The 15,290-nt window shown below is 68.3% G+C and carries 12 protein-coding genes; 3 read left to right on the forward strand and 9 right to left on the reverse strand.

Annotated features, from left to right (window positions below; translation table 11 throughout):
* Window positions 1-28: 28 nt before the first annotated feature.
* The 9 genes from QN315_RS08485 to tkt form a co-directional block, all read right to left on the reverse strand.
* Window positions 29-571: a gluconokinase gene (locus QN315_RS08485; protein ID WP_323992942.1), complete on the reverse strand. Its 543-nt coding sequence runs from the start codon at window positions 569-571 to the stop codon at window positions 29-31.
* On the reverse strand, window positions 568-1,296 hold the full coding sequence (gene rpiA / locus QN315_RS08490; RefSeq protein WP_323992943.1) for a ribose-5-phosphate isomerase RpiA: 729 nt from the start codon (window positions 1,294-1,296) through the stop codon (window positions 568-570). Before rpiA ends, QN315_RS08485 begins: the two co-directional genes overlap by 4 nt.
* 48 nt (window positions 1,297-1,344) lie before the next feature.
* Window positions 1,345-2,082 (reverse strand): 6-phosphogluconolactonase, encoded by a 738-nt coding sequence (pgl, locus tag QN315_RS08495; protein ID WP_176640203.1) that lies wholly within the window; start codon window positions 2,080-2,082, stop codon window positions 1,345-1,347.
* Window positions 2,082-2,906 (reverse strand): Cof-type HAD-IIB family hydrolase, encoded by an 825-nt coding sequence (locus QN315_RS08500; RefSeq protein ID WP_323992945.1) that lies wholly within the window; start codon window positions 2,904-2,906, stop codon window positions 2,082-2,084. The genes pgl and QN315_RS08500 overlap by 1 nt, the downstream gene beginning before the upstream one ends.
* A 30-nt stretch (window positions 2,907-2,936) precedes the next feature.
* Complete coding sequence (locus QN315_RS08505; RefSeq protein WP_323992946.1) at window positions 2,937-3,800, reverse strand: Cof-type HAD-IIB family hydrolase; 864 nt, start codon at window positions 3,798-3,800, stop codon at window positions 2,937-2,939.
* 2 nt (window positions 3,801-3,802) lie between these two features.
* Window positions 3,803-5,335 (reverse strand): glucose-6-phosphate dehydrogenase, encoded by a 1,533-nt coding sequence (gene zwf / locus QN315_RS08510; protein WP_176640898.1) that lies wholly within the window; start codon window positions 5,333-5,335, stop codon window positions 3,803-3,805.
* Between the two features lie 50 nt (window positions 5,336-5,385).
* Window positions 5,386-6,381 carry a phosphogluconate dehydrogenase (NAD(+)-dependent, decarboxylating) gene (gnd, locus tag QN315_RS08515; protein WP_176640897.1) on the reverse strand — a complete coding sequence of 332 codons (996 nt, stop codon included), beginning with the start codon at window positions 6,379-6,381 and terminating at the stop codon, window positions 5,386-5,388.
* 110 nt (window positions 6,382-6,491) lie between these two features.
* Window positions 6,492-9,359 (reverse strand): bifunctional transaldolase/phosoglucose isomerase, encoded by a 2,868-nt coding sequence (locus QN315_RS08520; RefSeq protein ID WP_323992948.1) that lies wholly within the window; start codon window positions 9,357-9,359, stop codon window positions 6,492-6,494.
* A gap of 138 nt (window positions 9,360-9,497) precedes the next feature.
* Window positions 9,498-11,609 carry a transketolase gene (tkt, locus tag QN315_RS08525; protein WP_323992950.1) on the reverse strand — a complete coding sequence of 704 codons (2,112 nt, stop codon included), beginning with the start codon at window positions 11,607-11,609 and terminating at the stop codon, window positions 9,498-9,500.
* A gap of 469 nt (window positions 11,610-12,078) precedes the next feature.
* On the opposite strand from tkt, the gene QN315_RS08530 reads away from it, so the two are divergent.
* The 3 genes from QN315_RS08530 to hisC all read left to right on the forward strand — a co-directional run bounded on the left by QN315_RS08530 (window position 12,079) and on the right by hisC (window position 15,071).
* Window positions 12,079-13,176 carry an MBL fold metallo-hydrolase gene (locus QN315_RS08530; protein ID WP_323992952.1) on the forward strand — a complete coding sequence of 366 codons (1,098 nt, stop codon included), beginning with the start codon at window positions 12,079-12,081 and terminating at the stop codon, window positions 13,174-13,176.
* Between the two features lie 49 nt (window positions 13,177-13,225).
* Window positions 13,226-13,837, forward strand: coding sequence for an ankyrin repeat domain-containing protein (locus QN315_RS08535; RefSeq protein ID WP_323992954.1), 612 nt, complete (start codon window positions 13,226-13,228; stop codon window positions 13,835-13,837).
* Between the two features lie 163 nt (window positions 13,838-14,000).
* Window positions 14,001-15,071 (forward strand): histidinol-phosphate transaminase, encoded by a 1,071-nt coding sequence (hisC, locus tag QN315_RS08540; RefSeq protein WP_176640966.1) that lies wholly within the window; start codon window positions 14,001-14,003, stop codon window positions 15,069-15,071.
* The last annotated feature ends 219 nt before the right edge of the window (window positions 15,072-15,290 follow it).

Here is a 15,290-nt window from a genome sequence, read left to right on the forward strand (position 1 = left end):
CCCTGCCCGCCTTTGCTTCGCGCCCGCGCTATCGGTCCAGGCGGTATTTCAACTGACCCAGCGTATGGGCGATGACTTCAGCCGGGGAGATGAAACTGTCAATGGTCAGCGCATGTTCGTCCGGCCCGGGCGGTTCCAGCGTGGCGAGCTGGCTGGGCAGCAGGCTGGGCGGCATGTAGTGGCCGGTGCGGCGGGCCAGCCGGTCCTTGAGGATCGCTTCGGGCACGTCGAGGAAGATGAACACCACCTGGTCGGTGTCCTTGGCCAGGATTTCGCGGTAGCTGCGCTTGAGCGCCGAGCAGGTGAGGATGCCGCCGCCGCCGTCCGCGATGCGGGCATCGATCCATTTGCGGCATTCGGCCAGCCAGGGCCAGCGATCGGCGTCCGTCAGCGGAATGCCGGCGGCCATCTTGTCGACATTCGCCTGGGGGTGCAGGCGGTCGCCCTCCTGGTAGGGCCAGCCCAGCACGTTGTGCAGGCCCTCGGCCACCGTGGTCTTGCCGCTGCCGGACACGCCCATGACGACCAGGATGTGGGGCCGGATGTCCTCGGCCGGCGCGCGGGCGGTCATGCGGCCACCAGCCGGGTGAGGCCGTGCCGGCCGGCCACCAGGACCTCGGACGTCCGGCCGATGAACAGGCCGGTCTCGATCACGCCGACGATCCGGCGGATATCGGCCGCCAGCCCGGGCGGATCGGCGATCGGCCCGAAGGCGCAATCGAGGATCATGTTGCCGCCGTCGGTGACGAACAGGTTGCCGTCGCGGTCCATGCGCGGCGACACGCGCGCGCCCAGTTCGCCGAGCTGGCGCGCGGTGCTTTCCCAGCCGAAGGGGGTGATTTCGACCGGGATCGGGGCGTGGCTGCCAAGATGGTCGACCAGCTTGCCTTCATCGACCATGACGATGAAGCGGCGGGCCGCCGCGGCGACGATCTTTTCCCGCAGCAGGGCGCCGCCCAGGCCCTTGACCAGGTTGAGCGAGCCGCGTTCGACCTCGTCCGCGCCGTCGATCGCCAGGTCGAGCTGCGGGTGGGTGGCGAACGAGACCAGGGTGATGCCGTGGCCGCGCGCCTGCGCGGCCGAGCGTTCGGAGGTGGGGATGGCCACGAAGCGCAGCCCCTGGGCCCAGCGGCGGCCCAGCGCGTCGATCATCATCGCCGAGGTGCTGCCCGTGCCGAGCCCGACGGCCATGCCGTTCCGGACCATGGCGGCGGCTTCCTCGGCCACCTGGCGCTTGAATTCGATCATCGGGTCCGCTGTCTGGTCCGATGTCTGGGGGTCCGTACTCTGGACCATCGCATCTTCTCCCGGGGGCCTGGCGCGGCCCCTCTTGTCTTATGGCCGTCAGAGACCGGCGGCGGGTTTGTCCAGCAGCCAGATCAGTTCGCCCTCGGTGGTGATGTGACTGGCGGGTTCGCCGGGTTCGCCCGCGCGGACCTTGGCGAAGGCCTCGGCCTTGCCGGCGCCGGCCAGCATGAACAGCACGTGGCGGCTGGAATGGATGGCCGGGTAGGTCAGCGTCAGGCGGGTATGCGGCGCGTCGTCGGGCACGCAGGTCGACACCCACAATTTGCGTTCCTGCAGCACCGGCTGGCGCGGGAAGAGCGAGGCGGTATGGCCGTTATCGCCCAGGCCGAGCAGCACCACATCGAAGAGCGGGCGGCCGGGCTGCAGGGTTTCGGCGCCGTAGAGGGCCTGCAATTCCGCCTGGTAGCGCGCCGCCGCCGCCGCCGGATCGCCGTCGGTCGGCATGGGATGGACGTTTTCGGCCGGGATCGCGATGTGCGACAGCAGAGCCTTCTGCGTCATGGTGAAGTTGCTGGCCGGGTCGGCGGGCGGCACGAAGCGTTCGTCGCCGAAGAAGAGATGCGTCCTGGCCCAGGGAAAACGGGTGGCGTAGTCCGGCGAGGCCAGGATTTCATACAGGCGCTTGGGCGTCGAGCCGCCGGACAGGGCGATGACGAAGGGGCCGTCCTGCTTGGCCAGGGCCTGCTGGGTCAGCCATTCGGCCACGTAGCGCGCGATGGCCTCGCCATCGGCCAGTACGACCATCTCGCCGGTTTTCACGTCATGACCGCCCATCAGGCATCCTCTCCTAAAATAAACCGTTCCACACCCACGGCGAACCCTTCCTCTTCCGACGAGGTGGTGACGTGGGTGGCTTGCGCCTTGACCTCGTCCGCCGCCTGCCCCATCGCGATCGACAGGCCGGAGCGGCGGAACATCAGCACATCGTTCGGCTGGTCGCCCAGGGTCGCGATCTGTTCGGCCGGGATGCCGAGCAGGCGCTGCAGCGCCAGGACCACGCCGCCCTTGTTGGCGTCATGGTGGGTGACGTCGACATAATAAGGCTGCGAGCGCGCGGCGGACGCGTCGTCGCCCAGCGCGTCGCGCAGATCCTGCTCCACCCGCTTCATCAGGTCGAGATCGTCGCTGACACCGGTGATCTTGACCACCTGGTCGAGCCGGGCGCCGACGTCCGGCACGATCCTGGGCGGGAACTTGACCGTCCATTGCTCGCGCGCGACGTGGGGCGCGCCGGCATCGGCGACCAGCCAGTCATTGCTGTTATAGACCCAGGGGTCCACGCGGTGGTCGCGCAATATGTCGAGCGCGCGGCGGGCGACCGCCGGCGTCAGGGTGTGGGCCTCGATCAGCGAATAGTCGGGGTGGACCATCATGCCGCCATTGAAGCCGGCGACCGGCTGGTCGATGGCCAGCGGGTCGATCACCATCTTCATGCCCATCGGCGGGCGGCCGCTGGTGATGGTGAAGAGAATGCCGCGCGCGCGGAGCTTGCGCACCGCGGCGACCGCGCGGTCGGTCAGAAGCTTCTCACGCGTGACCAGCGTGCCGTCGACATCCGCCAGGACCAGGCGGATCGGGGGGGAGACGGTGTCGGTCATGTCGTATCCTCCGGCATGGATGCGGACGGCTTATGCCCGCGGCAGGACATAGCGCCGCATCGCCTGCGCCCAGCCATCCTGTTCGTTGCTGTCGGTCACGAAATGGGCGTGCGCCTTGACCGGGTCAGGCGCGTTGCCCATGGCGATCGCGACGCCGGCTTCGTCGAGCATCGGCACATCGTTATACATGTCGCCGATGCACGCGACCTGCCCGATATCGACATCCATGAGGCGCGCCAGTTCCATGGCGGCATAGCCCTTGTTCGCCCGGGGATGGGTGATGTCCAGGTAATAGTCGGACGAGCGATGGACGCTGGCATGGCCGGCCAGGCGGGCGGCGAGGTCGGATTCGACCTGCGCCAGCAGCGGATAGTCGGACGAGGCGCCCATGATCTTGCCGACATGGTCGTAATGGCCGGTGAAGTCGGGCACCACCAGCGGGTCGGTCTGCACCACCTGGCGCTCGCGGGCGACATAGGGGGCGTGCGGATCGGTGACCAGCCAGTCATGGCCGATGAACAGCCACGCATCGACCGCGTTGCCCATCAGTTCGCCGACCGCCAGCCGCGTGGCGTCCGCGCTGAGGGAGAGGCGCGAGACGATGGTGCCGTCGGGCCGCACCACCAGCCCGCCATTGAGGCCGGCGCGCGGCGTGTCGATGCCCAGCGGGCCGAGGAACATGTCCATGCCGCGCGGGGCGCGGCTGCTGACCAGGCAGAGCGCGATGCCGGCGGCGCGCAGGGCGCGCGCGGCGTCCAGCACCGCCGGGGTCAACTGCTTGTCCTTGGGGACCAGGGTGCCGTCGATGTCCGAGATGACCAGCCGCACCCGGTCGGCGGGCGCCGGGCGGGGCGGGAGGATGGCGGGAGCGGATTCGGGAACGGTGTCGGACATGATCAATCCGTCAGGCTTTGCCAGGACCGGCCGTCGCGCGCGAGCAGGGCATCGGCCTCGGCCGGGCCGGTCGAGCCGGCGGCATAGGGGCAGAGCGGCGCGGCCTCGGCGCGTTCGCTCCAGTCCAGGGCGGGCTGGACGGCGCGCCAGCCGGCTTCGATGTTGTCGGCGCGCTGGAACAGGGTCGCGTCGCCGGCGAGGCAGTCATAGATCAGGGTTTCGTAGCCGGTACTGGGGCCCTCGGCGAACCATTCGGAATAGTCGAATTTCATCCGCACGCCGCCCAGGCGTACGGTGGGGCCGGGGATCTTGGCGCCGAACTGCATCGTCACCCCTTCGGTCGGCTGGATGTGCAGCGTCATGATGTTGGGGGTGAGCCGTTCGACCGGCGTGTCGCGGAACAGCGCATAGGGCGCGTGGCGGAAATGGATGGCGATTTCGGTCTTGCGCACCGCCAGGCGCTTGCCGGTGCGCAGATAGAACGGGACGCCGGCCCAGCGCCAGTTATCGATGTTCAGCTTCATCGCCACGTAGGTTTCGGTGCGGGAATCGGGGGCGACGTCCGGTTCCTCGCGATAGCCGCGCACCGGCACGCCGCCGATGCTGCCGGCGCCGTACTGGCCGCGCACCACGTCCTCGGGCGCCGCGCAATGCGTCGCCTTGAGCACCTTGGATTTTTCGTCGCGCACCGCGTCGGCGTCGAAGGACACCGGGGCCTCCATCGCCGTCATGGCGAGGAGCTGCATCAGGTGGTTGGGCACCATGTCGCGCAGCGCGCCCGTGCCCTCGTAGAAGCGGCCGCGCTTTTCCACGCCGACCGTCTCGGCCGCGGTGATCTGCACGTGGTCGATGTTCTGGCGGTTCCACAGCGGTTCGAAGAAGCCGTTGGAGAAGCGCAGGGCCATGATGTTCTGGACGGTTTCCTTGCCCAGATAATGGTCGATCCGGTAGATCTGCCGCTCGCGCAATGTCGCGAGCAGGCGGGTATTGAGTTCGCGCGCCGAATCCAGATCGTGGCCGAAGGGCTTTTCGACGATGACGCGGCGATAGGTGCCGCCGGCCTCGTTCGTCAGGCCAGCCTGGCCGAGATGGTCGACGATGGGGCCGAAGAAGCGCGCCGCCACCGCCATGTAGAAGACCGCATTGCCGTCCCCGACCCGGGCGCCGAGCCGTTCGAACGTCTCCATCTCCTCGAACGAGCCGCGGAGATAGGAGATGCGGCCGTCGAGCCAGCGCCAGACATCGTCGCGCAGCATGGTGGCCGAGGTGCCGCGCTTGGCGACGAAGTCCCGCAGCGCCTCGTGGAACTGGGCGCGCAGGATTTCATCGGACAATTCGGCCCAGTCGACCGCGACGATGGAAAACCGGTCATCGAGAAGGCCGGCGCAGGCGAGGTTGTAGATGGCCGGAACCAGCAGGCGCTTCGTCAGGTCACCGCCGCCGCCGAAGACGACGAAGGTGCAGGGTGGGGCACGTCGCGGCTGCGTGCCTGCCCCTTCGATTTCGGACGTTGCAGACGCGACGATACCATCCATGTAGACGTTTCCCTGAGTAAGTTACCTGTCCCCGTCGTTTCGTGTGTTTTTCACTTCTGTTCGACGTGGCCGCCAAAGCCGAAGCGCATGGCCGACAGGATCTTTTCCGCGTAGTTGTTGCCTGAGCGCGAGCGGAAGCGGGTGAACAGCGAGGCGGTGATGACCGGGGCCGGCACGGCCTCTTCGATCGCCGCTTCGATCGTCCAGCGGCCTTCGCCGGAATCCGCGACCTCGCCGGTGAATTCGGACAGGGACGCGTTCTTCGCCAGTGCCTCGGCCGTCAGGTCCAGCAGCCAGGACGACACGACCGAGCCGCGGCGCCAGACTTCGGCGATGTCGGCCATGTTGAGGTCGAAACGCTCGTTCTCCGGCAGGCGGGGCGAGTTCTTGGACTTCATGATGTCGAAGCCTTCGGCGAAGGCCTGCATCATGCCGTATTCGATGCCGTTATGGACCATTTTCACGAAATGGCCGGACCCGGCGGGGCCGCAATGCAGGTAGCCCTGCTCGGCACGGGGATCGAGGCCGGACTTGTCGCGGTCGGGCGTGCGGGGGACGTCGCCCTTGCCCGGCGCCAGCGCGGCGAGGATCGGGTCGATATGGTCGGCCGCGTCCTTGGTGCCGCCATACATCATGCAATAGCCGCGTTCGAGCCCCCACACGCCGCCGGACGTGCCGACATCGATGTAATGGATGCCCTTCTGCGCCAGTTGGGCGGCACGGCGGATATCGTCCTTGTAATAGGAATTGCCGCCGTCGATGACGATGTCGTCCTTGCCGAGCAGGCCGTGGAGTTCCTGGACCGCGGCCTCGGTGATCTCGCCGGCGGGAAGCATGACCCACACGATCTTGCGGCCGGCGGTGAGCTTGCCGACCATGTCCTCGAGACCGGTGGCGGCGATGCCGCGGCCGCCTTCGGTACGGTCCTTGACCTTGGCCACGGTGGCGGGGTCGCGGTCGAACAGGACCACGTCATGCCCGTGCCGCGTCAGGCGGACGGCGATGTTTCCGCCCATGCGGCCCAGGCCGATAATGCCGATCTGCATGTTCTTGATACTCCTTGGCACGGGACGATACCGTGCATGAAACACAGCCGCGCGGCGCGCCGGGCCGCCGGCCTGTTGCCCCGCCCGCGCGGCGGACGGGGCGGCTTCGATCAGATGGCGGCGGCGATCGCCTTGCCCAGCGCGTCCAGGCCGGATTTCAGGTCGCCGGCGATATGCACGCGCAGCGCCCGGCGGCCCCGTTCGGCCAGGACGTCGAAATCGCCACGCGCCTGCGCGGCCTTGACCACGCCGAACGTGTATTTCTCGCCCGGGACCGGCAGGTCGGCGGCGTCGTCGGCCGTGATCTGCAGGAAGACGCCGCTGTTGGGCCCGCCCTTGTAGGCCTGGCCCGTGGAATGCAGGAAGCGCGGGCCGAATTCGGCGGCCGTCGCGACCTTGAGCGCGTCGCGGATGGCCAGCCGCGTGGACTGGATCCAGGCACGGGTGGCGTAATCGCGTTCGACATAGGCCAGCAGGCCGACATAGTCGCCCGCGCCCACCCGGGCGAAATGCGCCTTGAGGATGCCGGCCAGGGTTTCACCCTTGAGCGCCGCCGCGTTGGCGGCGTCGGCGAAGAAGGAGAAGACGCCGTCGGTCGCGAACGGGGTTTCGGCCGGTAGCGTGCCGGTTTCGTTATAGGCGGTCGTCAGCTTCTTGGTTTCGATCTTCGACGCCTCGACGTCCGGCTGGTCGAACGGGTCGATGCCGAGGATCGCGCCGGCGACGGCGGTGGCGAATTCCCAATGGAAGAATTCCTGGGCGATCTGCCGCTTGTCATGCAGGTCGATCGTCACCACCGGCTGGCCGGCGGCGGCCAGGGCGCGGATCGCCTCGTCCTGTTCGGCGCTGGGATGGGTGGCCAGGCGCAGATAGGCGAAGACGCGGTCCGAACCGTAGAGCGCGGGCGCGCCCAGCGTTTCGTCGTCGATCGGGATCAGGCCCTTGCCGACCTTGCCGGTCGATTCCGCCAGGAGCTGTTCCAGCCAGGCGCCGAGATCGTAGATCGCGGGCGAGGCGACGATCGTCACCTTATCGCGGCCGAATTGGGTCGCGGCGACGCCCAGCACGGTGCCGAGCTGCACGCCCGGATTATGCGCCGGCGGCACCGAGGCGGCCGACGCCTTGACCCCGTGCAGCGCGGACTCGAGGAACAGCTTGAGCGGCACGCCGGCGGCGGCGGCCGGGACGATGCCGAAATTGGACAGCACGGAATAGCGGCCGCCGATCTGCTTCTCGCCGTAGAAGATCTTCCAGAAGCCGTCCTGCCTGGCGACCGCTTCCATGTGCGAGCCGGGGTCGGTCACCGCGACGAAGTGCGAACCGGCCTTGTCGCCCAGCACTTTCCTGGCCGCGTCGAAGAAATAGGCCTTGAGGATGTTCGGCTCGAGCGTGCCGCCCGACTTGGACGAGACGATGAAGAGCGTGTTCGCCAGGTCGATCTTCTTCTCGAACGCGCGGATCTGCTGCGGATCGGTGCTGTCGAGCACGTGGAGATGCGGGAAGCCGTCATGCTTGCCGAAGGTTTCGGACAGCACTTCGGGCCCGAGGCTGGAGCCGCCCATGCCGAGCAGCAGGATGTCCTTGAAGCCCTTCTGCTTCACTTCGGCCTGGAAGGCTTCGAGCGCCGGCAGGTCGGCCAGGCGGTCCTCGACGATGTCGAGCCATTTGAGCCATTCGGCTTCGTCCTTGCCGGTCCAGACCGTGGCGTCGCGCGCCCAGAGGCGGCGGACCGTGCCGTCCTTGCGCCAGGCGTCGAGGCTGGCCTTGACCGCCTTGTCCAGGTCGGCGGGCAGGGACAGGGTGGTCTTGACCAGCGCGTTGCCCAGCAGGGCGGTCTGCTTGGCCGCGACGGTGCCGAGCAGGTCGTCGAAGGCATCGGCGAAGGAGGCGACGCCTTCATTCACCAGGCTGGTGGTGACGCCGTCGAGATCCAGGCCCAGCCGCTCGGCCTCGGCCATCACGTGGCGCGCGCCCTCGACGTCCTCGGTCAGCGAGGCGCGGGCCTTGCCGTGGTCGCGGAAGGCGTCGAACGTGGCGGGCGGGATGGTGTTGACGGTGTCGGGGCCGATCAGTTCCTCGACATACAGCACGTCGCTGTAGGCCTTGTCCTTGGTGCCCGTGCTGGCCCACAGCAGGCGCTGCGGCTGCGCGCCCAGGGCGGCGAGCGCCTGCCAGCGGGGGGAGGCGGTGACGTCGAGCCAGTGTTGGTAGGCCATCTTGGCGTTCGCGATGGCGACCTTGCCGCGCAGGGCCTTCAGCGCCTCGGCATCCTTGTCGCCGGCGGCGATGCGGTCGTCGATCTTCTTGTCGATCTTGCCGTCGATGCGGCTGACGAAGAAGGAGGCGACACTGGCGATGCCGCTGACGGGCAGGCCCTTGGCGTGCCGGTCCTCGAGCCCCGCGATATAGGCTTCGAGCACTTTCTTGTACGCGTCGAGCGAGAAGAGCAGGGTGACGTTGATGCTGAGCCCGTCGGCGATCACGGTGCGCACCGCGGGCGCGCCCTCGTCGGTGCCGGGGATCTTGATCATCAGGTTCCGGGCGTCGACGGCCTTCCACAGGCGGCGGGCCTCTTCGACCGTGCCGTGGGTGTCGCGCGCCAGGTAGGGGGAGACTTCGAGGCTGACATACCCGTCCAGGCCCTTGGTCGCCTCGTAGACCGGGTACAGGACCTTGGTCGCCGCCTTGATGTCGTCGATGGCCATGGTTTCGTACAGGGTGCCGGCATCGACGATGCGATGGGCCAGGATGTCCTTATACTGGGCATCGTAGTCGGTGCCCTGCCCCATGGCCTTCTGGAAGATGGCGGGGTTGGACGTGACGCCCTTCAGGCCGTCCTCGTCAACGAGCTTCTTCAGGCTGCCATTTTCCGTATAGGAGCGCTGAATGAAGTCCAGCCAGGGGGATTGGCCGAACGATTCCAGCGTCTTCAGCGGATTGGTGGTGCCGTGAACACCCGTCTTCTGCACGACGTTCATGGTGTTGCTCCTTCGGTGTCGCAGCGGGTTGTACCCGGCCGGCCGGCCGAACCCCCGCCTTATCTAGTCATCAGTCGCGAAACGTCAAAAAATGCGCCGGGGCGCCCGCCGTACCGTGGCGGGCGCCCCGGCCGGACATCACGCCTTGGCCGCCTGCTTGCGGGCCTCGGCCAGCACGGCGTCGACGGTGAAGCCGAATTTCTTCAGCAATTCGCCGGCGGGGGCCGAGGCACCGAAACCCTGCATGGCGATGATGGCGCCGGTGAGGCCGACATAGCGGTCCCAGCCCATCGGCGCGGCCATTTCGACCGCGACGCGGCCGGTGACGGACGGGGGCAGGACGCTGTCGCGATACGCCTTGGGCTGGGCCTCGAACAGGTCCCAGGACGGCATGGAGACCACGCGGACCTTCACGCCTTCGGCCTTCAGCGTCTCATAGGCCTGGACCACGAGGGAGACCTCGCTGCCGGTGGCCATCAGGATGACGTCGGGCGTGCCGTCGCTATCGGCCAGCACATAGGCGCCCTTGGCCAGGCCGGAGGCCGGCGCGTAGACCGTGCGGTCGAGGGTGGGCAGGTTCTGGCGGCTGAGGATCAGCACCGACGGACGCCCGGTCATCGGCAGGATGGTGCGCCAGGCCTCGGCGACCTCGTTCGCGTCGCCGGGACGGATCGTGGTGACGCCGGGGGTGGCGCGGAGCTGCGCCAGTTGTTCGATCGGCTGGTGGGTCGGCCCGTCCTCGCCCACGCCGATCGAGTCGTGCGTGAAGATGTAGATGACCGGCTGGTTCATCAGCGCCGAAAGGCGGATCGGCGGCTTCATGTAATCGGAGAAGATCAGGAAGCCCGAGCAGTAGGCGCGGATGCCGGCCAGCGAGATGCCGTTGCAGATCGAGCCCATCGCGTGTTCGCGCACGCCGAAATGCAGGTTGCGCCCGCCATAGGAGCCGTTCCATTCGGGCGGCTGGAAGGAGCCGGCGCCCTGGAAGGTGAGGTTGGTCTTGGTCGAGGGCGACAGGTCGGCCGAGCCGCCGATCAGCCAGGGGAAGTTCGGGGCGATCGCGTTCAGGACCTCGCCCGAACTCTGGCGCGTGGCGATGCCCTTGGGATTCGCCTCATAGACCGGGATGTCCTTGTCCCAGCCGGCCGGCAGCGTGCCGGACAGGATGTCGGCCAGTTCGGCCGCCAGTTCGGGATATTCCTTGGCGTAGGCGGCGTACAGGTCCTTCCACGCCTTGGAGGCGGCGGCGCCGCGCGCGCCCAGGCCCTGCTGGAAATGGTGCAGCACGCCGTCGGGGACGAAGAAGCTCTGGTCCTCGGGCCAGCCATAGGCCTTCTTGGCGCCGCGGATTTCCTCGCCCCCCAGGGGTTCGCCGTGGGCGGCGGCGGTACCGGCCTTCTTGGGCGCGCCCCAGCCGATGACGGAATGCACGATGATCAGCGTCGGGCGGCCGGTCTCGGCCTTGGCATCGGCCAGCGCGGCCTGGAAAGCCGGCAGGTCGTTGGCGTCCTTGACCTCGAGCACGTGCCAGCCATAGCCCTCGAACCGCTTCTGCACGTTTTCGGTGAAGGCGATGTCGGTCGAGCCTTCGATCGAGATGCGGTTGCTGTCGTACACCCAGGTCAGGTTGCCCAGGCGCAGGTGGCCGGCGGTGGACGCGGCCTCGCTGGCCACGCCTTCCATCATGTCGCCGTCACCGCAGAAGGTGTAGACATGATAGTCGAACAGCGGAAAGCCCGGCTTGTTGAAGCGGTTGGCCAGCCATTTTTCGGCGATCGCCATGCCGACCGAGTTGCCGCAGCCCTGGCCCAGCGGGCCGGTCGTGGTTTCGACGCCGGCGGTGTGGTGATATTCCGGGTGGCCCGGGGTGCGCGAGTCGAGCTGGCGGAACTGCTTGAGGTCCTCCAGAGTCAGGGACGGGGCGTCGAGCACGGTGCCGTGCTTCACGTCGCGGACGCCGGCCAGGTAGATCAGCGAGTAGATCAGCATCGAGGCGTGGCCGATCGACAGCACGAAGCGGTCGCGGTTGGGCCACAGCGGATCGGCCGGATCGTAATTCAGGACGTTCTGCCACAGCGCGTAGGCCGGGGCGGCCATGGCCATCGGCGTGCCCGGATGGCCGGAATTCGCCTTCTGGACGCCGTCCATCGAAAGGGTGCGGATGGTGTTGATGCACAGCAGGTCCTGGGCGGACGGACCCGCCGCCCCGCCTTCAAAGGCCCGAACTGGCTGGGTGTGTATGGAACGCATTAAGCCGCCTTCTCCATTTTGTTGCCCCGTCTTAAAGCCGACCAGGGCCATGTCCCACGGTCCCTTGCGCCGCGCGCGGTTCATTCCCGCACACGCGGGCATGCTTCGGCGCCGAGGAAGGGGAATTGCCCCGCGAGGGGACCCTGATCGTCATTTTTTTGTCATCCGGCCGCGGCATAGGCCGCCTGGGCCGGATGAATTTTCGCCGCACAATCTCATGACGTCCCACCGGGGGCAAGCCACCTGGCGGCACGAAACTCGTGTCTCGCGCGCATTAGAGGCCGGGTAGGCGTGGGATTCCAGCCCCCGATCTTCACGAGTGCTCGACCGGGCGAACCCGCGCGCGGGTGGCCGATACGGCGCGCCGCGGGAGACGGCCACGCGGCGGCGCGCGTTTACGCGCCAGCCGGGCGCGCGCATAGTTGGCGTTGCCTTGGGAGGTTCCCGGATGCCGCCTGCCAGTTTGCCCATGTCGGATCTGCCTGCATCGGATCTGCCCATATCGGATCATTGCGACGGGCGCCGGTTCTTCAACCCCGCCGACCTGGTGCCGGACGGGGCGCCGGAGCGGGCGTTGCCGCGGATCGGGCTGCTGTCGATCCTGCGCTGGCAATGGGCGCGGCGCGGGCGGCCGAGCGGCTGGCCCGACCGGCTGGAGAACCCGGCGCCGGCGGGCGACCCGCACGCCCCGCCCGAAGCGGGGCATGCGCGGATCACCTTCATCGGGCATAGCAGCTTTCTGCTGCGGGTCCCGGCGGGCGACGGGTCGCATGTGACGATCCTGACCGATCCGGTGTTCTCGGCGCGCTGTTCGCCGGTGCGCTGGGCCGGGCCGCGGCGGGTGCGGCCGCCCGGGCGCAGCATGGCGGCGCTGCCGCGGGTGGATCTGATCCTGGTCTCGCATTGCCATTACGACCATATGGACCTGCCGAGCCTGGCCTTCTTCGCCGAACGGGACGCGCCGCGGGTGATGACCCCGGTGGGCAATGCGCGACATCTGCGCAAGGCCGGGTTGCGCGACGTCATCGAGTGCGACTGGTGGGAAGAGAGTGCGGTCCGGGGGCTGCGCGTGACCTGCACGCCTGCGCGGCACGGATCGGCCCGCACGCCCTTCGACCGCGATCGCGCGTTGTGGGGCGGGTTCGACATCCGGCCCGCGTCGCCGGGGGCGGCGCAGGCGCCGGCGATCTTCTTCGCCGGGGACAGCGCGCATGGGCGCCATTGGGGGCGCATCCGCGCGCGGCTGGGCGCGCCGGACATCGCGCTGCTGCCGGTCGGCGCGTACGAGCCGCGCTTTCTGATGGCGGACGTCCATACCACGCCCGAGGAGGCGGTGGCGGCGTTTCGCGCGCTGGAGGCGCGGCAGGCGGTGGGGATGCATTTCGGCACGTTCCGCCTGACGGACGAGCCGATCGGCGAGCCGCTGAGCCGGCTGGCCGCCGCCTGCGCCGCCGAGGGACTGGAGCCCGGGCGGTTCGTGACGCTGGGCCATGGGGAATGCCGCGATTTCGCCGCCACACGGGAGGTGCCTCGCGCCGCGGCGCCGCAAGTTGTAGGGTCGGTGTAGGAAGAGCCGGCGGGACCAGCCGCCCGGCATGGTCCCTGGTGAGGTTACGATGAACGATGCCCCCCCGAGCAATACGCCCCCGAGCAATACGTCTCCGAGCGATACGTCCCCCAGCGATACGTCCCTGAGCGATACGTCCCCTGCCCCGCCGCCCGGCGAGACGCCGCGCTACAGCCCGGAGGAGATTGCCCAGCTTTTTCTGGACGCGGCGCGCGACGGGCAGGCCGACCTGGTGGCGCAGTTCCTGCAGGCGGGGATGGACCCGGACACCCGGGATGGGCGCGGTTATCCGGCGCTGATCCTGGCGGCGTACAACAGCCATCTGGAGACCGTGTCGTGCCTGCTGGAGGGCGGGGCTCAGGTGGATCTGCGCGACGACAAGGGGGCGACGGCGCTGGCCGGCGTGGCCTTCAAGGGCGAAGTGGCGGTGGCGCGGCGGCTGGTGGCGGCCGGGGCGGAGATCGACGCGCCGAACCTGGTGGGACGGACGCCGCTGATGTTCGCCACCATGTTCAACCGCACGCCGATGGTGGCCTATCTGCTGGAATGCGGAGCCGATCCGGACCGGCGCGACGGCGAGGGCAACAGCGCGCGGAGCATCGCCGAACGCCAGGGGCAGGCCGCCATCGTGGCGCTGATGCCGCGGCGGCGGCCCGCCTGATCGCCCGGGCCTGATCCGCCCCGGGCCCGTTGCGTCCGGGCCCGTTTTGCCCGGGTGTGTTTCGCCCGGGTCTGTTTCGTGTGCGTTTGCTTCGCCCTGGTCTGTTTCGCCGGGGGGCGGGATATTCTAGTAAGGAGCGGTCGTTTGAGCCGCGGAATCTGACATGAGCCGTTTCTGGAGCCCCGTCGTCCACAAGCTGACGCCCTATGTGCCGGGCGAGCAGCCGAAACTGACGAACCTGATCAAGCTGAACACCAACGAATCGCCCTATGGGCCGCCGCCGGGGGCGCTGGAGGCGATTCGGGCGGCCACCGACGACACGCTGCGGCTGTATTCGGATCCGACGTCGGAGGGGCTGCGCGCCGCGATCGCCCGGGCCCATGGCGTGGAGATGGACCAGATCTTCGTCGGCAACGGGTCGGACGAGGTGCTGGCCCATGCGTTCCATGCGCTGCTGCAGCATGAGGGGCCGCTGCTGACGCCGGACATCACGTATAGTTTCTATCCGGTCTATTGCGGGCTGTACGGCATTGCGCACGAACCGGTGCCGTTGGACGACGCGATGCGGATCGAGGTGGCGGATTATCTGCGCCCGTGCGCGGGGATCGTGCTGCCGAACCCAAACGCGCCCACCGGCATCGCGCTGGGGCTGGGGCGGATCGAGACGCTGCTGCGGGCGCATCCGGACCGGGTGGTGGTGATCGACGAGGCCTATGTCGATTTCGGCGCGGACAGCGCGATCCCGCTGGTGCGGCATTTTCCGAACCTGCTGGTGATCCGCACCCTGTCGAAATCGCACGCGCTGGCGGGGTTGCGCGTGGGCTATGCGATCGGCCAGGCCGAACTGGTCGAGGCGCTGAACCGGGTGAAGGACAGTTTCAATTCCTATCCGCTGGACCGGCTGGCGCAGGCGGGGGCGGCGGCGGCGATCGCGGACCGGGAATGGCTTGCACGGACCACGGGAAAGATCATACAATCACGCATCAGGCTGACATCCGGCCTGAGGGACCTGGGGTTCGAGGTTCTGCCTTCGCAGGCGAATTTCGTGTTTGTCCGCCATCCTGATCGTGATGCCGCCTTTCTGGCCGCTGCCCTGCGGGAGCGGTCGATCATCGTGCGGCATTTCAGGACCCCCAGGATCGCGGCGTGGCTGCGCATCACGGTCGGGACCGACACGGAGTGCGGGATCCTGGTCGACGCGCTGGGCGCCATCCTGAAACAGAACGCGGTCTGAGCGGCGCAGCCTGGACCGCGCCGTCCGGAGGGCGTGGTCTGGAGCGGTAGTCTGGGACGCAGGCGTTCTGGGACGTAGACGTTTCTGGACGTAGGCGTTCTGGGGCGTAGATGTGTGGAACGCCGGACAGGCACGTCCCCTTATAGACGCGTTATAGACGCAGGGGGGCATCCGATCGCGGACGGCGCCATGTGCCGGCCAGGAGACGAGCCCGCGCCT

Origin of the sequence: Nguyenibacter sp. L1 (assembly GCF_035199985.1) — a bacterium.
Classification (GTDB): Bacteria; Pseudomonadota; Alphaproteobacteria; order Acetobacterales; family Acetobacteraceae; genus Gluconacetobacter; species Gluconacetobacter vanlangensis.